This is a genomic window from Caldivirga sp. UBA161 (assembly GCF_002506515.1).
In the GTDB taxonomy this organism is placed as follows: Archaea; Thermoproteota; Thermoprotei; order Thermoproteales; family Thermocladiaceae; genus Caldivirga.
In genome coordinates, this window is the sequence record NZ_DAXS01000053.1 from 1 (window position 1) to 23,797 (window position 23,797).

Sequence of the window (23,797 nt, forward strand, 5' to 3'; positions counted from 1 at the left end):
TGTAAATTCTCTCACTTATTTCAATTAAGCGTGATTCATTGAAGTCCAGGCCAGTTACGGCTGTAAGTAATTCACTTAAATCATTAAAGTTAACTACATAACCTGAGAAGGCGCATATTACGCATGAGTCAAGTATCGCCATCAAGTTTTGAGTACGTATAGCGTAGTCTACAATTGCATCAACATTATTTATTAATGTAGGTTTCTCTGAAAGGACTTCGCCTTTAAGGTATACTTGGTTAACATCCCCTCTATTTGATGTTGCCAATGCTAACATGTATCCTTCTGCTTCACTTAGATTACAGAGACTCACCTCTAAGCGTTTATTCGTAACTGCTGCATCTGGCTTACTATGTTTTCCTGCAAGGTACTGGGCACCTTCGGCTAATTCATTGCCAATGCCTTCTCTACGCGCTATCATTTTAATTAACTTGATCACTGCATCTCCTTCACCATACTTTACATCATAATTGATTTTACCATCCATCACTAATTCTATTAATGTAGCTATGGTTTGGCCTGTTGATATTGCATCTAATCCTAATTCATCACATAAATTCTTTGCATATATTATGAAGTCTAGGTCGGTTACCCCAATGTAAGTTCCTAATGATACTAATCCACCATAGTACTCTGGGGCATTATATTCAATTGACTTAGATTTAACACACTTATGACAGCATATTTGGCATCCATAGCAGTATGCTCTGCGGGATTCCTTTGCATCAATTCTTTCCTTCCATTCATTTATAAATTGGTTAACGTTTAGGTCTATGCGTTTACTTAAATTGAAGGCTGGTATTGCTTTAAACTTGTTAACTCTAGTGGCTAAAGTTCCTAGTGTACCTAGATTCGTTAAGTCCCTTATGATTGGGTTAGTTTTCATTCTTCTTATTACATTGATTGCACTAACCCTAAATTGATCCTTATTATATACCTTAATCTCCCTATTTTTAGAATCAATAACTACTATTGCCTTAACCCTCTTATAGCCTAAAACCGCGCCAAACCCCATCCTACCAGCTGCATGATGCTTATCAAACATTATTGAGGAATACTTAACCAGATTTTCCCCCGCAGGACCAATTAACGCTATTGATACATATTCTTCATCAATACCGTGTTCTTTACGTAAATCACCCAATATTGAATCATGCGCTTCCATTACATCCTTACCCCAAATATTCAATGCGTCCTTAAAGTAAACTCTCCCATCCTTGAGTACCAGGTATGATGGTTTACTAAGTCTCCCTTCAATTATAAGCGCATCAAAACCCATGAACTTGAGGAGAGGCCCAAATTGCCCGCCTACTGATGAGTACGTTAATCTATCATTTAGAGGTGATTTAGAAATAATAGTTATTCTTCCAGGAGTGGGGGATCCATTAATTCCAGTTAATGGACCGGTGGCTAATATTACTTTATTTCCCTCAGATAGGGGGTGGGTTTTAGGGTTAACTTCTCTAAGAAAGAAGTAAACCCCCAGCCCTCTTCCTCCTAACCATTTTAATGCAACGTCCTGCGTTAATTCCTCAACATGAGTACCCTCATTTGATAAATTAATCCTTAGTATCTTCCCGGTATAGCCATAAATAGGGGTGCTTGTCATTTCCTTTTGTATTAGACTCATTAGATTATTTTCAATAATTTGATTCATGTTACTCATATAAAAATTTATTATATATGAGTCTTATATATCTTCCCAATGTAATTAATATCGTGAAGTATTACATGACTTAGATTTTAAACTAAACACCCAATGTTGATTCAACAAGATCCCTAAACAACATTCCTATTTCATACAGCTTAACCGTATCATAGTGCCTTGGCCTACTTATGGTAGCTATGTATATTCCATATTCCTCATGATCACCCTCATTTGGCCCCACTGGTTCACCATAAGGTGAAAAAAGTATGAATGCTGAAACACCACCATTAATTAAGGAGCCAATAGCTTCATCAATTACTGAATAAACATTGCATTTAATCGACTGATTATTATGCAGGAACCTATCTGGGGCTGTTATGGCTGCTATGACAGGTGCCTTAGCTGCTGTTTTAATTAAAGCGCCTATAACATTATTAACCTCCTCCTCATATGATGTGCCTTGGTCAAGCTTAATACTATATAAGCCATATGTTGGATTAACCACTGGTATGTTAATTAAGGCTGCTCTTGTTAATTTAACTAAAGGCGCTAGGGAAGGGTCACTTGGGGTATTGTTAGTGGGCTCCATGTTCAATATAGTCCACCATGATTTATCAGGGTATTGAGGCTTCTTATTCTCAACCACACCCCTATCAACAATATTCATGAGCCTTGGTAATACATTAAGTTCACATTCTGTGAAGCTGCCATAACTAATACCGTTTATCCCAAGAAGTATAGGATACATTTAACTCACCTAGTCATTGAGGTAAGCCTTAATCCTATCTTGAAGAATCTTCTTAGGCACTACACCTACTACTTGATCAACTGGATCACCATTTTTAAAAATCATTACCGTCGGTAGGCTCATTACATAGTACTTAGCGGCAATTTCAGGTTCCTCCTCAGTATTAAGCCTACCGAAGCCTACATTAGGCATTTCCACAGCTAACCTCTTTATTATTGGCTCAAGCATGAAGCAGGGGGCGCACCAGGTGGCCCAGAAGTCAACAACAGCAACATCATGAGTCTTAATGAAGTCATTAAAATTACTATGATTCAACTCCACCACATTACCCGTGTTTTTCACCCCCTTAGCAATCTCTTTAGCCTTTCTTTCAAGCAGCTTATCTAATTCAGGGTCCTTGCTGGCATCATTAGCCATGGGTCACCCTATGCCTAACGTTTAATAAGCCTTTTTCAGTCAATTACTACCCCTTAATAACCTATATGCAGCCGCTGTGTTATTCAATGCTTTATTAATCCCACTAAGTGGATTAGCTGAATTATACTCAGTTAAGTTACCTAATGCATAATTAATATACTTACTTAACTGACTTAAGTTAACGCCACTGCACTTAGCCTTAGCTAGTTCATTAATTAACACTGTGGCATTATTCTTAAGCAATTGGTAAGCATCATAGAATCTTGAGGTACAGCCACCAACGCATCCATAATACGGTTCACTATAATTTAATGCACTTATAACCCTAAGCATGGTGAACTCAAGGGCATTAGTAAGCCTAGCGCATTCACTACTATGTTTATAAGCAAGTACATAAACTATAGTTAACGTGATTACTAGGATTATTACTGCTATTATCAGTATCCAGGTTAATGCATTACGCACTGCACTCACCTACTATATAGATGCATCCTAACCCTTCCCAGTAAACCATAATGTGCAGTACAGTAGTAATACTGTGACCCTGACCCAGGCGCATTATAGGCATTTATCATCATATAATTCATTAGGACGCTGGGCTTTAAAATTTAATTCGCTGGATTAGGAAATCCATAATTTTTATAATTATTAACCTTCCATTTGCCTATAAAGGTAAGCCTTCTGGGGGTTTGTTAATTGAAGAAGAGTATTAATTAATTCCTTAACATTATCATTACTTACATTCAATCCAGCATACCTAGTTAGGAGTGATTTAACGTAGTCAAGTAATCGTGAATCAACTCTAACATACGTATCCACTAAGTCAAGTAAATATGGGTAACCTGTATTGGTTGTTTGTGATGATAAGTATCCAACCAGGTTAGGTACACTTAATCCACCTAGGTCAAGTACCTCTAGTTTAGTTGCAACCGCCGTTATTGGGGCCTTATAGAATATAAGCTCAGTATCAGCTATCTTAGGTATTCCACTTAATCTTCCTCCATCCCCATTGAAGACCCTCTTCAAATTCTCAATACCCTCATTAAGTCTACGTTCAGCCTCCTCCCTACTCATACCCCTCTTAATTTCACAATCCATGTAATTGACTTGAAGCCACTGGGGCAATAAATTACCGTAATTACCTAAGTTAATGTACTCGCCCTTATTCAAGAGTAGACTAGCCATGAGTTTATCATTAGTTGATAGGCAGCGGCCAGTGTAAATGGAAAAGTACCTTGACCTAACCCTCTTAACAACACCAATTATAGTTGTCCTGGATTTTTCAGCAAGGTTAAGCATCTTCTCTAAGACGTCCTCAACCCTCCTCCTAACACCTTCATAAGCTGGTAAATTATACGGCAGTGGGTGAACGTATATTTCCCCATCAAGTATTACTAAGTCTAGGTTCTTCCTACCTTGTAACTTATCCTTAAGCAGCTTAATCACCATTTCCCTCTCCCTTATCTTAGATAATATTTCAATTGACCTACTAATCTCACTAGTGTCCTCGTAAATTATATCGCCTGTAACGTATCTATCTGACTTACCACCAACTTGACCAACGTAACCATAGGCTATTACCGTTAAGACACCTCCAACTAACTCAAGCGGTGATGGAGGGAAGCTTGAATCTATGGCATATGCAAAGTACCTGCTTCCATTGATATTGGGTATTGAACCTACCTTGCTTGAGATCTTAGCCTTAAGTTCATTAACCTCACTCATGACTGAGGCTAGGTTAAGCTTATTGGCAATACTTCTAGCGTCCTCGAACAATGCATTAAGCAGGGGTGGATCCATCCAGAGGTCTATTGTGAGGTCTTCATTATCAAACAATTCACCTCACCTCCTTAACCTTAATTAACAGAGGCTTCCGTAATGGATTCATTAAACCCGTCACGAAGAATTCCCTAACGCTTAACTGCGTTAATACTGAGTCATTAACATCAGCTAAATCCATGTAACCACCTAATTCCCTTAAATCACCCTGCGTTGGTAACCTACTGAAAAACACTGTACCAATGTTAGCCCTAACGTTAGCGGCAATGTCCCTAGCCATCCTTTGGCTAGCGAGTATTAGGCTGAGCCCCCATTTTCTACCTTCCCTTGATGTTGTTTCTATCGGATCCTTACATATTGTCCAGGAGTCTTCAGGTACGTAGTTCTGGGCTTCATCAATTATGAAAACTAATCTAGCTGGTACGTTGATTTCACCACGCTTAACCATGTCCCATGCTTCACTTATAACATCAGCAACAATGGCTTGTTTAACAACAAGGTCAGTGTCCTGGCTCATGTCAATTACCGTTAATCCACGTTCAAGGGAATTCCTAACCACATCTCCAGGCTTCACTGATCTCTTATTCAACTCCTCGAAGAATTCATCATCAACGAAGTAATCTATGAAGAGGCTTGCCTTATGGACTGTCGCTTCCCTGGCACTCATTTTACTCATGCTTTGCCTAAGGTGCCTTAGGAATTCCTGCTTATTCCACTTCTCAATCTTCCTATTCATTAAGCCTCCTTTATCATTATCACCCATCACATACGTTAATACGGCAACATCAAGGTATTCACCGTAGCTTTGCCAAGGTAACCTAGCCTTTGATGCTAGGACTGAGGCTATTGTTGGTGGGCTTATTGATATAGCCTTAGACCCTACTGTGTAATCCTTATAGTATGTTGTGTAATCCACGCCACTGTGGTCAAATACAATTATTTTGAATCCGCTTTTAATTAGTTCATCAATTAAGCCTCTAATGAGCCTTGACTTACCCATTCCAGTCGCCCCAAAAACACCAATATGGTATTGAACATATGTTGGATCAAGTGGTATTTCCCACCCACTATACTTATGTGAACCAATGATTACTTTACCGTTAGCTTTAATGAAATTGCCTAGGAATGAACCATCCTTAATCACGTAAACCTTAGAACCAGGTGTAACAACTTGAGTTACTTCATCCATCGTATTCCTATGAATATTAAGCATGCCGTAAAACCTAACTATTGCGGACGTGTAGGGCATTAATAATGATGGATCCATTATCTCCGGCCTATCTATGAATGGTGTCCTAACCCTATCCTTAACTATTGGCTCAAGCTTAGTAACCCTCCTTATTACACCGAAGAATAAACCCTCTTGAATGGCATCATCCTTAATCACCGCTAACTGCTCCTCAACAGCGTAACCCTCAGCCCTTTTGTAGAATTGAATAGGCGCGTAAACAGTGGTGGATCCACTGGCCACTATACCAACCTCCACGCAACATTTGCGCAGTAAGTTATCCATAAGCATAAGCACGGTTACTGCCCGTGTGAGACATATAAACTTAGTGAGTAGGTTGGATTCACTAAAGCTTAATTTAAAGTTTTAGTGAACTATAGGCCCAACTTATCCATAATGAGCGCCTTATCTAGGCTTGATATGTCGTTTATCTTTATGAATAAGCCATTACCGATTTTAGATAACTTCATGAGTAAGTCAAAGTCACTATTATCACCCACGGCCACGGTTGATAAGGTTACACCCATGCGCCTCAACTTCACAGCCTCCTTAATGCAGTTACTTGCGTTAACAGTCCTACCATCAGTAATACATATGGTGTGTTTATTGGGGTAATTGGACTTACTTAGAATAATCCTAGCCTTCTCAAGCGCGTTAGCTATGTTTGTACCTCCACCTGGGTAAATGTACCTGCTCATCTCCTCCATTTCATTAATATACTTCTTAACTAGATGAGGCCCCCATAGTATGTCAGCCCTAAAATTGAACAGCACCATTGATAACCTATCATTAGACTTAGATAAGTACCTTATGTACTTTACAATAGCCTCCTTGGCTATATCCATCTTCATGTAAACCCCACTGAACTCCTTCATGCTTCCTGATGTATCGAGGCAGAGTACAATATCCGTTAACTTAACATCAGCATACTCCCTAACAACAATATCCCTCGTACTCATTGGCTTATTGAGGAATACCTTCCTAACCATATTCATTGAAGTCTTATCCAAGTCAATTCTATAGGCTGGGTCACCAATCCTATACTCCCTAATCCCTGTTATGTATGTTGGGTAATTGGAATGCTCAGTGAACCTAGAGACCTTAAGTGCATTACCTATAGCGGGTTCACGGGCCACATTATCAAGAGCCTTAAAGACCCTTGAACCACCCTTACCTTGGCGTGGAAGTAAACCATAACTGGCTAAGTATTTCACCAACCTCCTAAGTACCTTAACTTTCTCAGTAATGTGGGCCATTGGGTTCACGAACATGTTAAGTAATTGAGCTAAGTTAATGAAATTCATTGTGCCTACACTACCGTAAAACACATCATATATGACATTAGCCATATCATCACTTGACTCATCACCTGTACCTAATTCCTGATTAATTAATTGCCCAGTACCACTATCCTTATTATCATTACTGGGGCTTAATTGTGACTTACCCACATTACCTCTAATTAATCCATTCTCTTCACTATTTATTTCATCCTCATTACGCCTATGAACATCATTGAGTAGGGATAACGCATACCTAAACGCCTCCTCAAGGATTTTACGCTTATCTGCATTATTACTAACATTAACTGATGTGTAAAGATTCTCAATACCAACCCTAATTAGCTTATCCTCAATATCCCCACCACCACTAATGAGTATATTAGCCATAATGTCCCTAAGCGCATATTCATAACTCCTAACTGAACCTGGGCTTACAACATCCTGGTGGTTAACTAGATATTGGTAAACCCTACTCAGTACCATTGATATGAACCTTTCAATATCATTCTCCTCCACTTGATTAATACGTAGGCCAGTTTATAAACCGTACCTAAAGCTTTACCTTTTAAGGTATGATGAATTGCTTTAAACCTGGGCTAATAATGGTGAATTAGTATTAAGGGGTAGGGCTTTAAAACCCAGCTAACTTATATTTAACATATTTTTCAGCCAATTAATTATCAACTACAGGATTTATATGATAAACTACATAATGCAATAGCTTTCTTTTACAAACACGGTACAGTTAACTTTTTTAAGGATCCGCCTACTGCATAATATTACTGGACCTTAATGGAGTATAAGTGGGTTGTGTTAACTAATACGACCCTCGGAGTTATAATGTCGTCGATAAATATGTATATAGTCCTCATCTCCCTACCGACGATATTCAGAGGGTTAAACATTAACCCATTCTTACCTGGAGAGTTTGATTACTTGCTTTGGGTATTAATGGGATATAGCATAGTGTTAGCGAGCATTCTCGTAACCTTTGGAAGAATCTCAGACCTATATGGTAGGACTAGGCTCTATACAATTGGCTTCATAATATTCACAATAGCCTCCATTCTACTTTCAGTAATACCAAGTAACTCAGGGAATTTAGGTGCATTGCTACTTATAATATTCAGGATGATTCAAGCTGTAGGTGGTGGCTTCCTAATGGTGAATAGTACCGCATTATTAACCGATGCATTCCCACCAGGTGAGAGGGGTAAGGCATTGGGGTTGAATCAAGCAGCCTTCATAGTAGGTTCATTTCTAGGCATAATACTTGGTGGCTTATTATCAAACTACGATTGGCACCTACTATTCCTAGTTAATGTACCGTTCGCAGTGGCTGGAGCATTATGGTCAATATTTAAGTTAAGGAGAGTGGGCAGTAGTGGTGTTAAAGTGAAGATTGATTACTGGGGTAACATAACCCTAGCGGTGGGCCTAGTATTAATATCCCTTGGCTTCACATACGCATTAATGCCTTACGGTAACTCTGAAATGGGGTGGTTAAACCCATACGTAGTAGCATCATTCATAATTGGGGTAATTATGCTGATTGCCTTCATACCAATAGAGCTTAAGCAGGAGTCACCTCTCTTTAATTTATCATTATTTAAAGTAAGGCCATTCACCTACGGTATAATGGCGCTATTCCTATCATCACTGGCAAGGGGTGCCTTAATGTTTCTATTAACAATCTGGCTTCAGGGCATATACCTACCATTACACGGCTTCAGTTACGTAGAAACACCATTTTGGGCAGGCATATACATGCTTTCAATGCTCATTGGAACGGTAGTAATGGCACCAATAGGGGGTGCCTTAACTGATAAGTATGGCGCCAGGATAGTAGCTACAGTAGGCATGATAATAGTTGCGGTATCACTTTACCTACTCACCCTCCTGCCCTATAATTTTAACTTAACATCATTTGAATTAATACTGTTCCTAAATGGCCTTGGCAATGGATTATTCAGTTCCCCCAACACAACGTCAATAATGAATGCACTGCATCCTAGGGACAGGGGTGCTGGTAATGGTATGAGGCAAACCTTCAGTAACGTGGGTTCCACGATAAGTATGGCAATGTTCTTCTCAATAGCAATGAGCATCTTCTCTCAATATGTACCCACTAGAATCCATGAAATGGCGTTAAGCTATGGCTTACCCGCAGACATAGCATCCTCCCTCTCAAAGGTACCTGCATCAAGCCTACTCTTCGCAGCATTCCTGGGGGTTGACCCAGCATCAGTATTACCAAGTAACCTAACAGTTAACCTACCGTCAAGCATAATGAAGGTGCTGGATTCAAGCACATTCCTACCAAACGTACTTGGACCACCATTTATGATGGGGTTAAGGATCTCCTTATACATATCCATAGTACTAGTGGCAATAGGGGCAGTACTCTCATATATGAGGGGAGGTAGGTATGTATACGAAGAGGCTAAGGGGGAAGAAGCCTATATGGCTTAGTTTTTAATGCTTAAGCATTATTAAATTAAAGTTAATTCCCGGGATTTCTCATTATTATAAACATCGGCGTCCCGACATTACTCTGAAGATTCTTCGGTATAAGCAATGGTATTATATTATTAACTTGACTTAATGCATTATTAGTTATGTTTACAGCCTGCAATGGATTTAACGTCACCTTGCATTCTGGATAGTATGTACTATTAAGTAGGTTGTAGGAGAATATTGGATAATAAATTAAGTATGCTTGATTATTGTACTCAACGTATGGAATTAAACCATACATGAGGTCAGCGATATATGTTTCATTTATTGCATTCAGCGTCTGCGTAGCGTTAATACTATTAACGCACTTCCACTGTAGCCATAAGGCAACACTATCATTAAATGCCTGAAGAAGTACCGTTGCATTGGGCTGCTGTTCGTAAGCCTGATAGTAACCTAATGCATGGGTTGGGAAGTAGACTACAATATAGTAAACTCGCCCACTTTTAATTAATGGTGCTATTTGACTGAAGTTATAGACATCAAATATTGTGCAGTATGGGCAGACTGGGTCTAGGAATTCAAGTAGCCAGACTGGGGCCTTAGGATTACCGTAGGTAATAATATAATCATTACCGTTTTTAATAAGCTTCGAAATGTACTCAACCGCGCTGGGTGTTAACGAACCAATACCCTCGCTACTACCTAAGCCATGTATTGGATTACCATAGACAACATCACGGACCAAGGTGGGGACATTAGGGTAGGCGCCAATTACGTAAACAAAACCGTTGCTGGGCAGAGACTTACTGAAGCTTAATCCAGGAATACTTAAGGGTATTATGCCTAATGCTGATGTCACTAATACTATCGCCACTGCGGCAACCACCACTGCTACTATTATGATTATTACCTTGTTGTTCATTAACGTACCCTAATTAATAAGGCTAAATAAATTTTATTCCGAACTCATTATTAAAAGTGATTACTTAGTTCATAACATTAATGTAGATGAAAGTATTGAAGCACATATGGTTCACCACCCCAGTGGGTTGTGAGGTAAAGCACCAATTATGAGTTATTTAACTCGATTACACTCGCATTATTTACCCTTGGCCTTAGCCTACTTGAGGCTATTACTTGAAGATCCTTAGTTTCAGCGTATTTACTTACCGTGCTTAGTATGTTTTCCAGTAATTCCTCATTAAGCCCTATGTCCACTCCATCAATTATTATGGTGGAACCCCTGGGGGCTAGGACCAGTTGAATAATGAACGGTAGTATTGACCTTACCCCTAATCCAGCATTATATAGTATCCCCCATGATCCCTTAGCCTTTATGAAGCCCATTAACCTATTTGGTGCTATGAAGCCTGCTGTTATATCCTCAATATTTAGCACCTTCATTTCACTTAAAATCTCCTTAACTTGCTCTCTATAGCTTGGTACAGTAAGCATTCTCGATAATTGGTGGACAGTGTACTGTGCATCACCACCAACTGAGTAGTCGGGTAGTAAGTCAACTGTTGTTTCAAAGGTTCTCTTCCACCATGCTAACCTATTCTCCCCTATGAAGAAGAACCTATCCCTTAACCCTTGCCTTAATGAGAATAAGACGGCCTTAGCCGCCTTAACTGAATCAGGTGGGTCACTGCATGTTTCTAAGGCATCCTCATGCATAACGTGGTAGGGGGTTATGCATAAGTCAAGGATTTCAGGCTTAAGAATTAGATTCTTATCATTAACCCTACCGAAGGCGGCTAAAAGGTTATCATTAAGCCAAACCTCCTGCTCAACATTACCTGAAGAATGAATAAAACTGTAACTGTAGGTTATGCTTCCTGAATTAACATTAACGCCAGTATCCTTCAGGAAGCTTGAAATTTGATCATCAATACTGAACTTTAGGCTAACAGCCACCCTGCTACTGGTGTCCAAGTTCCTTAATGCATCAACCACATCATGTATCATTAATAACCTACCCTCAATAATTAATACATCCTCACCCCTTGACTGCATTATGAGCGTGATTGCCTCAAGTAATGACGACTTACCACTGGAGGGGGGCCCAACAATTACATTTAATCCCCTACTGAATTCCACGCACGCGTCTCTAATAGCCTTGAAGTTGCTTACACACGCCTTAATTAACATTAATGGTGCCGCCTAGACTCGGTTTAAAACATTAACACAACCGGCTATTAATGCTTCAACGTCCAGAAAATATAGAGGAAGTATCCTAGCGTATTACTAAGACTAACCTAAGAGGCACAGCATGGAAATCGTAATCATCAAAAAGTAGGGATAAAAACAAATAATAATTTCCCTAACGGCAATTAGCTTAACTTAGTTCATGCATTAGATTCCTCATACCCATCATAATGTATTGATTATATAAAATAAACATGGGAAGAACATTATTCAGATAAAATCTAATTCTAATAATAAATAGTAGGACTATATATTGAATAAAATTTATTAACCCCTATAGCGTTATAATAAGGATGAGGTGCTTATCATGTGCTCGCCTAATTGAAAGAATCCTTGCACCTAGCTTTATTCCTGACCTAGGGTTCATTTGGAATATTTTAATGAACCTAGTGAACACTAGGATTACTGTACATACTGTAGCATTTACTAACAATCTTAAGTTAATTAACTTAAAGTCAATAATAGCTGAATTGGGGTTAACTGCATTATACACCTCCAACTCTAATGTAAATAATGAGGATTTAAGATACATGATGTTGATTTATGAGGCAAATAATAGTGAATAATGATTCAGCTCCAAATAAGCATTGACTTTGTCACGTACATTATTGGGATTACTACACTTTCCTGGGTTCCATTGATAATATAAGTTACCTGCAGTTGATAGTGAATAAGAGGCATTGAGAAGAGTATGAAAGAACCCATGCATGCTGCTGTAATGTTATACGTAAATGTATCCCAATAGCTACCTAGCCAGTAATGGATCGTGGTTATTGCTGATGCATTATAGAGTGGTAAATATAATTGGCCAATAGAGGTAGGTATATAGTTAACACTGGTTCCATTTGGGAACGTTGATTTTGAAATTGAAGTGCATGCTAATACTACTGTTCCATTTGGTGCAATAAGTCTATAACCAACTATGGAGAAGGGTAATGGAGCCAAGTAGCTTAAAAGCACCTCAGAGGGCCATGAATCACTGGCTGCGGCACTGGCGTAAATGGAGCTTTGAAGAGTAGTGAAGTTAGTAATCATGTATGAGTAAGTGCGCATTGACCCATTAATCAGGGTGTAGCTTAACATTATTGTGGAGCCAGGTAATGTACTTAATGCATAGTACACGGGCCCTATGACAGTACTCCTAATTGACTCAGAACCACCTGCCACTTGGTTATAGTTATATATTGCGCTTACCGTCAATATGGTACTGTTAAAGTAAACGAACACCGGATAGATTATGGTGCTTAAGGGCGGTATTGATACAGTACCCACGTAATACGTACGGGCGGAGTAAGGTAGCATTGTTATGTCTAAGTCATATAATACTTGGGTATAATTCTCAGGGTTACTTATTGTAAACACTACAACATACCCATCCTCAGTGGCGTAAATTGCCGAAACATTGATCACAGGTAATTGCCCATACTTATTATTAATGAGTTGAAGGTTAGTTAAGGATTCAATTAGGCTATTGTACCTTGAATTAACTGAACTTAAACTAGCCTTCATAGTAAGGTACATGTACGCGAAAAATACTGCCACCGCTAAAATTACTACTATTACTGCAACGTAAATGTACTGCTTCATCACCCTGGCTACTTATCGGTGAATTTAAGTATTATTCACATGAGCAGTAGTTAAGCCTCCACATGAATTGAAAAGCATACTTATTACCATGCCTCATGGAATAATGATAAATGCTTTAAGGAAATATCTGTTACGAATACTGAATACCAACTACACTTACGTGTAATTATATTGATAAAAGTACACCACACATGATTAATGCTCCTTATGTATACGGTGCAAAGCTTATTAGCTTCAATTCATGGAAGGTACTTATGGGCGACGAAACACAGTATAAGGCAGCCTTCCCAGACTTAAAGGGTAAGGTGGTGATTGTTACTGGATCCACTAGGGGGATTGGCTACGAGATAGTTAAGTTGTTTAAGGAAATGGGCTCTAGGGTAGTGGTTAATGCTAGAAATGCAGAGGAGGTTCAATTAATAGTGAAGAAGCTTAGTGATGAGATTAGTGATGGTGAGGTAATCGGTGTAACCGGTGATGTCAGTAAGTATGATGATTGCGAAAAAATAGTTAATGAAACTGTGAATAAATACGGTAGGATAGATGTGCTCGTTAATAATGCTGGCATAAACATGATCCGCGATAGCCTCAACCTAAGTGTTGATGATTGGGAGAGGACACTTAGAATAGACTTATTTAGCGCCTTCTACATGTCTCAACTAGTTGCCAGAACCATGGTAGCTAAGAAGGTTAAGGGATCCATAGTTAACATAGCTTCCATGGTTGGCCCAATAGTAGCCTTACCCAAGCGCGCAGCATACGCAGCAGCTAAGGCTGGTTTAGTTGGGTTAACCAGGGTTTTAGCAGTGGAGTGGGCTCCATTAGGGATTAGGGTTAATGCAATAGCCCCAGGTTACATATGGTCATCCGCCCAGGAGGTTAATATAGCTAAAGGTGAGTACACTAGGCAGGATATTGAAGGTAGAGTACCCATGGGTAGGTATGGTGATGCCAGGGAGGTTGCCTACGTGGCGGCTTTCCTAGCTTCAGAACTATCATCATATGTAACAGGATCACTAATAGTTGTTGATGGCGGCTGGACAATATATGGTGGCTGGGAAAGGTTACTTAGGCAAATACAAGATGCTGCAAGGCAATTGATTCAAGCATAATTACGCAATAATACATATTACTATTAAAGCGGTAACCGCATTCAATTCAATGGAAATTATTTCAATACTGTACTAGGATTATTAAAGTCAAACAATTTAAGTTAAGTCCTCAATAATGCCACTAGAATCCTAGGCATGTTTAATTTAACCTTAGTGAGTAATGTTTAAAAGATTGCGATCCATGAGTTAAGTATGGATTACCTTAAGGTGATAGTATCCGTAACTAAGTACTACAATGTAGTGTATGCTGGAGCCATGGTAGGCTTCCTAGCCTGGTTTATAATGCTATTAACCAATGGCTATCACTATGGTGCTAACATGAGCCCCATAATACTTGCAGTAATGGTGATATCAGTGCTAACTGTGGTTTTCGCGGCACTAAACATTTATGTTGATGAATTAATAAAGGGAGGGCGCCAACGTTCAAGGTGAGTATGAAGCCCTATAATGTTTAATTCAACATACTGTAATATGATTTCCTCTACCGGCAATAATATAAGTGAATTAGAAATTACTAGGTATTAGATGCAGGCGAATACACTCACCTGTGGTGAGTGCAGTTTATATTTTGGTTAGGTTAATGGTTTTCTGAATGAATATTGGTGCTGTAGTTACGGCTGCAGGGTTAGGTACTAGGGATGGCCCCTGGACGTTGGTTTTCCCAAAGGCTTTACTCCCCCTTGTTATTAAGATAAATGGTGTAACCCACATAAGGCCCATGCTTGACTTAATAATAACAACCCTGGTTAAGGTTGGCTGCAGTAAAATATGCATAACGAGGAGGAGCGATGATGAAGCAATAGTTAAGTACACTAAGGCACTTTGGGGGGCATTTAACGTGAATTTCATTGTTCAAGATGAACCAAGGGGTTTTGGTGACGCTGTATATAGGGGGTTAGGGTGCCTTAATAATATTGACTGGGTTATAGTGCACTCCGATGATGGCTTTATGATTAATGAAAGTTCAATATTAATGAATGCCATTAAATTCGCCACCACTAATGATGTTGATGGCTTAGTCTTCGTTAGGAGGGTTAATGACCCAAGCAGGTACGGTGTACTGCAGGGGTTTGTTGAGGAGAAGCCAGGCCTCTACAGGGTTACTGAGGTTGAGGAGAAGCCTAAGGCACCTAAGTCAAACCTAGCCTTAACCGCAGTATACTTATTTAAATATAGTACCTTAACCGAAGCCTTAATGAAAATTGAAGATGAGGATAGGCCAATCATTGAATTCACTGATGCAATTAAGTTAATGGTGCAGGGTAAAGCCAGGGTAATAGCCATGGAAGTGGGGCCAAAGACTTGGTTTAGTATAGGTACACCAAGTGAGTATAGTTTAGTCCACGAGATTGTACGTAATAGGGACCTACTTGAGATCACCTAGCCATAATACTTAACCTCCTCCCCTCCTGCTGTAGCCTAGTCGATAAGGGTAGAATAACTAGTATTGCTGAGAGGGCTAGGACCAGGTACTTATTGTAGTGGAAGAAGAATGGCATAATTGACTCACCTGTTGAGGTCCCCGCGAAGGCAGCGTTAATGCTGGTAACGGGATCCTTACTCCCTCTCCCAGCAGTCATAGTTACCAGTGGGTAAACAAGTGAGTAGGGTGCAATGAAGATTAATGCAGTGACGATACTTGGGTAAATGGTGTAGATTACGAAGGCTACGCCAGTTAATGCAATACTCACCCATAGCGCATTATCAACGTACCTATCTGAAACCCACCTAAGCACACCCATTAGACCTGCGGATAAGGCTAGGATTAGCCTCCCGTAATCACCGAAGTTCGGTATTGTTGATAAGTAGACTGTATATAACCCACCCACTATGAATGTGGCTATTGTGTACGGTATGATGCTTAAGAAGTCTAGGTTAATTATGAACTTAACCATGTACCTAGTAACCTCCTTAGCCTCACGGTTAATGGAGGGGAGTAGGGTTAATAATACCGTCACCAGTAATGGTATCGGTGTTTTCGTAAAGTAAATTACTAAGCCGGATACCAGATAAGCCACCGATGATGCAGTGTAGGATTTAGCAACCCCACGATTACCGAAAAGCGAGTAGGCGTTTGGTACTATTACTGAGTGAAGCGCACCTAAGAAGGCAAGCAATGGTACTAATGCCTGCTTAAAGGGTAGGGTTAACACTGATAATATAACCATGGGTATTATGAACCATTTCTTGAACCCAAACAAGTAACCTATGAAACCACCAATGGCTAATGATGCGTAACCCAGTGAAACCCATAGGTATGTTGATTCCCTGAAGGCTAATGGTATATATAATGTCGCGTAAAGTAGGCTAAACCTCTGTACTCCAACAAGTATTGAGTAAACATTATCATTAACTGCGTTAAGCACATTGATGATTAACACTACCCTTTAAGAGCATAACTCACTTTAAGTTAATTGGAGTAGGTTATTTAAGCTAATACCTATGTGGAAAATATTCTCAGGTAGAAACATTTATATCTCCTATTAAGAATTACGGTGAATGAGTGAAGATTTAGTTAACCTTCTACGAAGTAGAGGATTGAAAGTGACGCCTCAGAGGATTGCTATANNATACCATTGAGGATGCTTTGAAGGCATCAATATATGGTGAAACATACGAGTGGACTCAAATGTATCCAGCCTTCGCTAAGGTTGCTAGGGAGGAGGGATTCCTAGAGGTTGCTGAATGGCTTGAGACTGTTGCTAAGGTTGAGATTCACCATTAAAATGCACAATCAATTAATCAAATTTTTAGAGTACTCATCCTTAATTTAACTTTCCCTGAAGTAACCAAGAATTAAGTATACCTAATCCTCATAAAATTGCAAACGAGCTAGGGTAATTAGAGAAGGGGCTTGTTGAATTAAGCATTAATTAACCTAGTGCTAAGGAGTATTATTAAGACTGCCACTTAACATGGGGTTAAGTTATTAGGCTTCATCCCAAGCCTTAACAAACCTCTTAGCCATTTCCAACGGATCCTTTGCTGCTAATATTCCTGAAATAACTGCAGCACCCCAGGCTCCGGTGGCTTTTATGGCTGGTATGGATTCTAGGGTTATACCGCCTATTGCGTAGACTGGTATGCTCACTACTTGGGTAACCTTCCTTAACCCCTCAAGTCCAAGTATCCTATAGTCTGGTTTAGTGGGGCTTGGAAATATGGAGCCAGCACCCAAGTAATCTGCACCAGCCCTCTCCCCCTCCTTAGCCTCATCGATAGTGCTTGCACTTGCCCCAATTATAATTCCACTAAACCTCCTTTTAACCTCATCTACTGGTGCATCTTCTAGACCTACGTGGACGCCATCAGCATCTGAGAGTATGGCTATGTCAACCCTATCATCAACTATCATCACTGCCCCGTATTGGCTACATAGCTTCCTAATCTCCTTAGCCTCATTAAGCATCTGCCTTATGCTACCCTCCTTACGCCTATATTGAATTATCCTCACGCCACCCTCTAGGAATACTTTAGCCGCATCCACATGGCTCTTAACGTTATACGAATCATCGGTTATACCGTATATGCCCCTAGGTAACTTCACTGAATCACCTCAACCTTAGCCATCCTTACGTAATCGTCACCGGTTAAATTAAATAACTCGTCAATTAAATACTGCTTAAATGTGCCAGGTGCCTTACTCTTAGCCTCAGCCTTCTCGGCAGCAATCTCAAAGGCTACTAACCCCTCCACTGATGCCTTAACGAAGTCCCTGTTAATAGCCATGAAGCTAGCTATAACTGAACCAACCATGCAGCCTGAACCAGTTACGTATTGAAGTAATGGCGTACCATTCTTAACAATGATCCTCCTCTTACCATCTGATACATAATCCCATGGCCCAGTAACCACTGCGGTTACATTATATTCCTCAGCAATCTTAACCGCTACGTCCATTGTTGCATTGGCTATTGAATCAACCCCCTTAACACCACCTGCCACACCTGCTAGGGCTAGCATTTCACCTCCATTGCCCTTAACCACCGATACCTCAGCCTCATTTAATATGCGTTTAACAACCTCAGTCCTATACCTAGTAGCTCCAGCGCCCACTGGGTCTAGGAGGATTGGTACATTATTTCTACTGGCGGCCTTACCTGCAATTATCATTGATTCAACCCAATATTCATCTAATGTACCTATGTTTATGTATAATACATTAGCCTTGCTGGCTAATTCCTCAACCTCCTCCTTGGCATGAGCCATTATTGGTGAGGCACCTATGGCTAGGGTGACGTTAGCGGCATCATTCATTGCAACGAAGTTCATGAAGTGATGCACCAGCGGCTTCTTATCCCTAAGGATTTTCAAGTCCCTTGGGAACTCGCCACTCAGCCACATTAATGGGTTCTTAACTTCTCTCTTTTTAAATCATTCTCAGGTTATTAACATTCAATAAATTAATTATAGTTAAAGAACCCTAGTACTCACTTGAGTAAACGTAAGGTATACCTAGGGCTGATGCCAGATCCCTATTAAGTGAAGCCACATCCTCAGGAGCCAGATCCTTAACATCATACTTACCTAATGCGGAAACAACCATCTGCGCCTCTACTCGGGTGGCTTCAATAAAGTTCCTAACACCCACCTCACCCTTAGCCATGGCTGCCACTATGAATGGCCTACCAGCGTAAATGGCGGTTGCCCCTAATGCCCTTGACTTAGCTATATGCGCACCATTAAATAACCTACCTGCAAGCATTAGGCTAATCTTATCATCAATACCCATTAACCTAGCCCTCCTAATCTTAATTAAACCCACTATGGTTGGGTAGCCTAACTCCTTCATGGCCACTGAGGGAGCCATACCTGTCCCACCCTCTTTACCGTCAATTATCACAGCGTCAGCACCCTCCTCATATGAAACCTTAATGACATCCAGCACATCCCTGTAGGGGCCGACCTTAACCCACACCTTGGCTCTTGGGTAACTTGTCCTCATTAACCTAATCATCCCCCTCAATATATCTGCAGTATAGGTTCCTGGCACCGAATACCTCTCAACCTCCTTCCTGCTTGTTTTCTCAGGATCCTCTAGGAAGTGGTACTTCTCCTTAACCTTAATGGCCTCTTCCCTCTTCATTCTTATTACTCCACCTAAGCCTGGCTTGGCTCCTTGACCAATCTTAATTTCAAATGCAACCCTACCTTCATTAATGTATGGTTCAAGATCCTTATCACTATACACTTTATTCCAATGCTCATCATAAGCATCCTCAACGTTCTGCTGGATGAAAACGCCACCGTACTTATCAATATTAGTTAAATACGCCATAACCCTCTCCTTGAAGCTTGGGTGGCCATGAGTCAACCTCTTATCATACCCCCTAACAGTGTGCACGTTTTCCCCAATACCATATGGAATACCCTCCTTCGCGGCTGCCTTAGCAATCACTATACTGTACCTACTGGCTATGTCGGTTGACCCCATTGATGCCACCGCAAGGGGCATGGACGACCTCAAACCACCTATGTTGACCTCAAGATTAACGTCAGTGAACACGGGTTCCCTAAGTAATTCAGCCATTTTCTCAAGCCTCTTCGGGGTGAAGGCTGGTGGAACCAGGATTAAGTCATCTATGGTTAGGAACCTTGGGTTTGACCTTCGATTAATAGGTGACCCCAGTATTGCTGCCCCATATGATGCTAATTCACCAAATGGGTAAACACCTTCCTTACCTTTAACTGCCTTAAGCAGTATCTCATCCAGTGGATAATCATTAATGAAGTCATTAATACCCCTAAGCATTATTAAGCCAGCCTTAATCCTGAGGGCAAGTTCACTAGCCTTTAATGCAAGCCACTCAAGCATTAAACCACCTATGGTGCTGGTCCTATACCCGCTACCTTAGGGTATGGCCTAGCTTCCCAAACAGCCCTAAGGCCACAAATATACCTGGTTAACCTCTCAACACCTATACCGAAGCCAGCTGTCTTTAATGGGTAAAAGTCCTTAAGCATCTCAAGAAACCACCTATACTTATTTGGATCCTCCCCAGCTTCCCTAATCCTACTAATGACCTTAATAGGCTCATACTCACGTTCACCACCTGAAATAGCCTCACCGAAGCCCTCTGGGTAAAGCATGTCGAAATCCCTTAGGTAACCGGGCTTACTTGGATCCTCCCTATTATAGAACCCCCTGGATCCCTTGGGGTACTCGTATATGAAGAGTGGGCTATCGTGGTGGGCGGAAAGTACCTTCTCACATTCCCAAAGTATCTCAGTGTTCCTTGGGTTACTGCAGCCAAGCTTGTTGACAAGCTCCACGGCTTCAGCATGGGTGTAGCGGGTGAAGGGAGTCTTATAGTGCGGTAGTTCCCTCCCCATTTTCTCAAGGTCCTTACCATGAACATCCCTAACATACCTAGTGACGTACATGAATAAACCCTCAGCAACATTCATTGCATCATCAAGTGTACCGTTAAGTATCTCTAAGTCAACTTGGAAGAATTCAACAAGGTGCCTACCAGTGAATACACTATCATTGGGCTCAAACCTAATGTTAGGTGAAACAAAGTATATTTTACCAAGTACTGCAGCCATATACTGCTTATACAGTATTGCGCTTGACATTACCTTATACTCATGCCCGTAAAAATCCACAGTGGCTTGCTTAGCTCCCCTAATTCCTGGGTCAGTCACTGGACCTATTATTGGTGGTAGAACCTCAGTGAAGCCTTGGGAATCTAAGTACTCTCGAATTGCATGAAGTATGGAGGCCTGTATCTTGAAGACTGTAACATACTTACTCTCCCTAGCCCATTTCCAAGAGTACTTAACCCACTCATCAATGAACTTTAAGTACGATTCCCTATCCTTAACCATCTTCTCAAACTCAAGCACAGCCGGGTGAACCTTACTCATACTTTCACGCCCATTACCGTAGGCTACTTATACATCTTATCATCAATTTAACAATATATTAACTTGAATTAACAATCAACTAGCCTAGTACTTCAAGTAATAGGCGGAACATTCATCGCATTACCACGGTCAATTTTAGTCACTTAGCCCTATAATTAATACACCTACCTAGCAACCACAATTCTGACAATAGACCTATGCTGAAGCCTCTCATTAAGTCCAATTCTCCTACCGCTTAAAGCATCTATGGCGAACATAGCCTTCTTAGCAATATCACTGTGTATTGCTGATGCTAAGTCAAGTACAGTGGCGTTCCTAGGGAGTAGGTATACGTCAGGTAGGACCCTGCCCTCGGTATCAGTTAGCCTCTTCTCATCGGCCACTGGGTAGACGGCTATCATGCCTAATACATTAAATACAGCGGTGTTAAGAGCCTTAACGACACCAGTCCCACCCCACTTCCTCATAATTAACCTAATCCTCTCAAGAGCCTTAACCTGCTCAGGCGTTAGATTACTTACTATTGTGAAGTCCTGATCCCCAGGAATATACTTTATTAAACCCTTATTTGCAGCCCTCCTTAATGCTAACTCAGCGTCGGCACTGGTTGGTATTACCTTATATCCTTTAAGCTCCTTAACCATCCTCCTTATGTTATCCTCAGCCTCAGGTATATCAGCCTTATTGGCGGCAATAACCATGGGCTTACCAATAGCCCTAACATACCTTACAAAACCCATAATAGCCTCCTCACTCCATAGGTGTGGTTGCTTATTAATTAATGATAATTGAGTTAACGCCTCCTCAATAATGGCCCTGGTTATACCTAGTCCACTTAACATGCTGTAGAGTACATCCTCAATCTTCTGCTTAGAGTACTCCACCTGCCTAACCACCTTATCCCACTCCTTCTTAACTATCTGAAGCAGCCACATATCAATCTCATTCTCAAGAAACTTAACATCAAGCAAGGGATCATGAGTACCAGGTTTAACAATCCTACCCTCCTCATCAGTACCACCTGAAGCGTCAACAACATGAATCAGTACAGGCGCCCTCCTGAGGTGGTCTAGGAATTGATTACCAAGGCCCCTACCCTGCCAAGCACCAGGCACTAGGCCTGCTACATCAATTAACTCCACTGGAATTAGCCTAGTCCCATCCATACATATTGAATTCCTTGGATTATCCTTAACTCCAAGGTCCCTGCAGACGCATGGTATTGTAACGTAACCCACACCCACGTTTGGTTCAATTGTTGTGAATGGGTATGGCGCAATCTTAACATCAATTAAGGTTGATGCTGCGAAGAAAGTGGACTTCCCAGCATTAGGCTTCCCAACAATACCAACCTGCACATGTGTTTGAGTGAGCACTATTAAGTATGGTTTTAGGTTTAATTAAGCTTTGCTGCTGATTAGCATTAACTTAGCTAGCTGAATAATCCTGACCCTCCTTACCTTAGGTGTGGATTCTTGAGGTTAAACTCCTTTTATGGGTGTTACTCTGTGTTATTGATTACGATATATTATGGCGGTTTTTCACATTTTTAATGCATTGTTTAAGTCACTGTGTAACCTATGCCCTAATGGATACGCTATTACCCCTCTGGATTCACGCTTAACTTCAACACAATGATAAGCACATAGTTTAGGCTATTATACTCCGCAGCCTCACACAACCTCATACCGTATTCCTAAGCCTTCAATTCAATAGCATGAGCAAGCTTACGGTAACTCCACATATCCACACTGAACTTACTACCGTTTGCCCCTACACTTTCATTTTTAGGTTTAGCCCTCAGCCACCGGCTTAATGGCGAGCGGGTCATGGGGTTCCTTTGACCCCAGCGGCATAGCCCACATCAGTATGAGGGAGCATCCTTTCAACGCAATCAAATACAAAAAGACTCCTATTAAAAAGGATTCAGCTGGTTCCTCAACAATTACCAACACTAACAATTCTTAAATAACCCCCTTCTCTCTTTGGCAAGTTCTTCTGAGGCTCCTAATTCTTGCATATTCTTAGCTTGAGCTTCTAATGATTACACTTCAGCAAGCTTAGAGGTTTGGTGCCCTTTTCTATCACTTACTCAGCCTTAGCTTTTCCGTATGGTTACCTTAAGTGAGGGAGGCGATTGCTTAAGCATTTCATCTTCATTACGCTTATTCACTTAGGGTTTCCTTAAGCCTCATGATCATTAATGATAAGGTCTCTTTATCCACTGCGTAAATGTGCTTATTTTTATCAATCTTCCTTGCGTTAACATCAATAATTATACTGTTAAGTATGCTCTTAATCATTGACTTATCTTCATTGCTTAACTTCCTACGGTGCTGTATAATGCCTACTATGCGTCTATAGCTTATGTACACTACATTACCCTTTGATGATGAATTAACGTACTCAAGAGCCTTCAGTAATTCATGAATAATCATTACCCTACTCCTCTTTACC

At 40.6% G+C, this 23,797-nt stretch carries 22 protein-coding genes and 1 pseudogene; 6 read left to right on the plus strand and 17 right to left on the minus strand.

The genetic code is table 11. The features are described from left to right. The 7 genes from BP896_RS06010 to BP896_RS06040 all read right to left on the minus strand — a co-directional run. Positions 1-1,657: aldehyde ferredoxin oxidoreductase family protein (locus BP896_RS06010; protein WP_291766718.1), on the minus strand; the 1,657-nt coding region annotated here is incomplete at its 3' end. Positions 1,658-1,748: 91 nt separating this feature from the next. Further along, on the minus strand, positions 1,749-2,396 hold the full coding sequence (locus BP896_RS06015) for a hypothetical protein (RefSeq protein WP_291766720.1): 648 nt from the start codon (positions 2,394-2,396) through the stop codon (positions 1,749-1,751). Between the two features lie 9 nt (positions 2,397-2,405). Then, positions 2,406-2,813, minus strand: coding sequence for a thioredoxin (trxA, locus tag BP896_RS06020; protein WP_291766722.1), 408 nt, complete (start codon positions 2,811-2,813; stop codon positions 2,406-2,408). 39 nt (positions 2,814-2,852) lie between these two features. Next, positions 2,853-3,278 (minus strand): hypothetical protein, encoded by a 426-nt coding sequence (locus BP896_RS06025; protein WP_291766724.1) that lies wholly within the window; start codon positions 3,276-3,278, stop codon positions 2,853-2,855. A gap of 183 nt (positions 3,279-3,461) precedes the next feature. After that, on the minus strand, positions 3,462-4,649 hold the full coding sequence (locus BP896_RS06030; protein WP_291766726.1) for a DNA double-strand break repair nuclease NurA: 1,188 nt from the start codon (positions 4,647-4,649) through the stop codon (positions 3,462-3,464). Between the two features lies 1 nt (position 4,650). Continuing rightward, positions 4,651-6,111 (minus strand): ATP-binding protein, encoded by a 1,461-nt coding sequence (locus tag BP896_RS06035; RefSeq protein WP_291766728.1) that lies wholly within the window; start codon positions 6,109-6,111, stop codon positions 4,651-4,653. 83 nt (positions 6,112-6,194) lie between these two features. Next, complete coding sequence (locus BP896_RS06040) at positions 6,195-7,619, minus strand: VWA domain-containing protein (RefSeq protein ID WP_291766730.1); 1,425 nt, start codon at positions 7,617-7,619, stop codon at positions 6,195-6,197. Positions 7,620-7,895: 276 nt separating this feature from the next. On the opposite strand from BP896_RS06040, the gene BP896_RS06045 reads away from it, so the two are divergent. Further along, positions 7,896-9,575 carry an MFS transporter gene (locus tag BP896_RS06045; protein WP_291766731.1) on the plus strand — a complete coding sequence of 560 codons (1,680 nt, stop codon included), beginning with the start codon at positions 7,896-7,898 and terminating at the stop codon, positions 9,573-9,575. Positions 9,576-9,606: 31 nt separating this feature from the next. On the opposite strand, the gene BP896_RS06050 is transcribed toward BP896_RS06045, so the two are convergent. Together BP896_RS06050 and BP896_RS06055 are read right to left on the minus strand one after the other, a co-directional pair. After that, positions 9,607-10,485: a thioredoxin domain-containing protein gene (locus BP896_RS06050; protein ID WP_291766733.1), complete on the minus strand. Its 879-nt coding sequence runs from the start codon at positions 10,483-10,485 to the stop codon at positions 9,607-9,609. Positions 10,486-10,631: 146 nt separating this feature from the next. Beyond that, the gene (locus BP896_RS06055; RefSeq protein WP_291766735.1) at positions 10,632-11,714 is read right to left on the minus strand and encodes an AAA family ATPase; all 1,083 of its coding nucleotides are present in this window, start codon (positions 11,712-11,714) and stop codon (positions 10,632-10,634) included. Positions 11,715-12,064: 350 nt separating this feature from the next. Here BP896_RS06055 and BP896_RS06060 point away from each other — a divergent pair, with 350 nt between their 5' ends. Then, a complete protein-coding gene (locus BP896_RS06060; protein WP_291766737.1) occupies positions 12,065-12,337 on the plus strand; it encodes a hypothetical protein in 273 nt (90 codons plus the stop codon). 4 nt (positions 12,338-12,341) lie between these two features. On the opposite strand, the gene BP896_RS06065 is transcribed toward BP896_RS06060, so the two are convergent. After that, complete coding sequence (locus tag BP896_RS06065) at positions 12,342-13,358, minus strand: hypothetical protein (RefSeq protein WP_291766738.1); 1,017 nt, start codon at positions 13,356-13,358, stop codon at positions 12,342-12,344. A gap of 254 nt (positions 13,359-13,612) precedes the next feature. Here BP896_RS06065 and BP896_RS06070 point away from each other — a divergent pair, with 254 nt between their 5' ends. From BP896_RS06070 to BP896_RS06080, 3 genes are all read left to right on the plus strand, one after another. Then, positions 13,613-14,470, plus strand: coding sequence for an SDR family NAD(P)-dependent oxidoreductase (locus BP896_RS06070; protein WP_291766739.1), 858 nt, complete (start codon positions 13,613-13,615; stop codon positions 14,468-14,470). Positions 14,471-14,662: 192 nt separating this feature from the next. Then, positions 14,663-14,902, plus strand: a complete 240-nt coding sequence (locus BP896_RS06075) for a hypothetical protein (RefSeq protein WP_291766740.1) — start codon at positions 14,663-14,665, stop codon at positions 14,900-14,902. Between the two features lie 160 nt (positions 14,903-15,062). Next, the gene (locus BP896_RS06080; RefSeq protein ID WP_291766741.1) at positions 15,063-15,854 is read left to right on the plus strand and encodes a nucleotidyltransferase family protein; all 792 of its coding nucleotides are present in this window, start codon (positions 15,063-15,065) and stop codon (positions 15,852-15,854) included. On the opposite strand, the gene BP896_RS06085 is transcribed toward BP896_RS06080, so the two are convergent. Next, the gene (locus BP896_RS06085) at positions 15,847-16,836 is read right to left on the minus strand and encodes a hypothetical protein (protein ID WP_291766743.1); all 990 of its coding nucleotides are present in this window, start codon (positions 16,834-16,836) and stop codon (positions 15,847-15,849) included. The genes BP896_RS06080 and BP896_RS06085 overlap by 8 nt on opposite strands. A gap of 206 nt (positions 16,837-17,042) precedes the next feature. On the opposite strand from BP896_RS06085, the pseudogene BP896_RS06090 reads away from it, so the two are divergent. Beyond that, positions 17,043-17,195 (plus strand): annotated as a pseudogene (locus BP896_RS06090) (ferritin family protein); the annotation flags it as partial. Between the two features lie 204 nt (positions 17,196-17,399). On the opposite strand, the gene thiE reads toward BP896_RS06090, so the two are convergent. The 6 genes from thiE to BP896_RS06120 all read right to left on the minus strand — a co-directional run. Continuing rightward, entirely contained in the window at positions 17,400-18,017 is a 618-nt protein-coding gene (gene thiE / locus BP896_RS06095; RefSeq protein ID WP_291766745.1) for a thiamine phosphate synthase, read from the minus strand. Continuing rightward, positions 18,014-18,814 (minus strand): hydroxyethylthiazole kinase, encoded by an 801-nt coding sequence (gene thiM, locus BP896_RS06100; protein ID WP_291766747.1) that lies wholly within the window; start codon positions 18,812-18,814, stop codon positions 18,014-18,016. The genes thiE and thiM overlap by 4 nt, the downstream gene beginning before the upstream one ends. Before the next feature lie 79 nt (positions 18,815-18,893). Then, complete coding sequence (locus BP896_RS06105) at positions 18,894-20,285, minus strand: glutamate synthase-related protein (RefSeq protein ID WP_291766748.1); 1,392 nt, start codon at positions 20,283-20,285, stop codon at positions 18,894-18,896. Positions 20,286-20,293: 8 nt separating this feature from the next. Then, positions 20,294-21,340 carry an asparagine synthetase A gene (locus BP896_RS06110; RefSeq protein WP_291766750.1) on the minus strand — a complete coding sequence of 349 codons (1,047 nt, stop codon included), beginning with the start codon at positions 21,338-21,340 and terminating at the stop codon, positions 20,294-20,296. A 164-nt stretch (positions 21,341-21,504) separates the two neighbouring features. Beyond that, entirely contained in the window at positions 21,505-22,716 is a 1,212-nt protein-coding gene (locus tag BP896_RS06115; protein WP_291766752.1) for a redox-regulated ATPase YchF, read from the minus strand. A 789-nt stretch (positions 22,717-23,505) separates the two neighbouring features. After that, positions 23,506-23,797: hypothetical protein (locus BP896_RS06120; protein ID WP_291766754.1), on the minus strand; the 292-nt coding region annotated here is incomplete at its 5' end.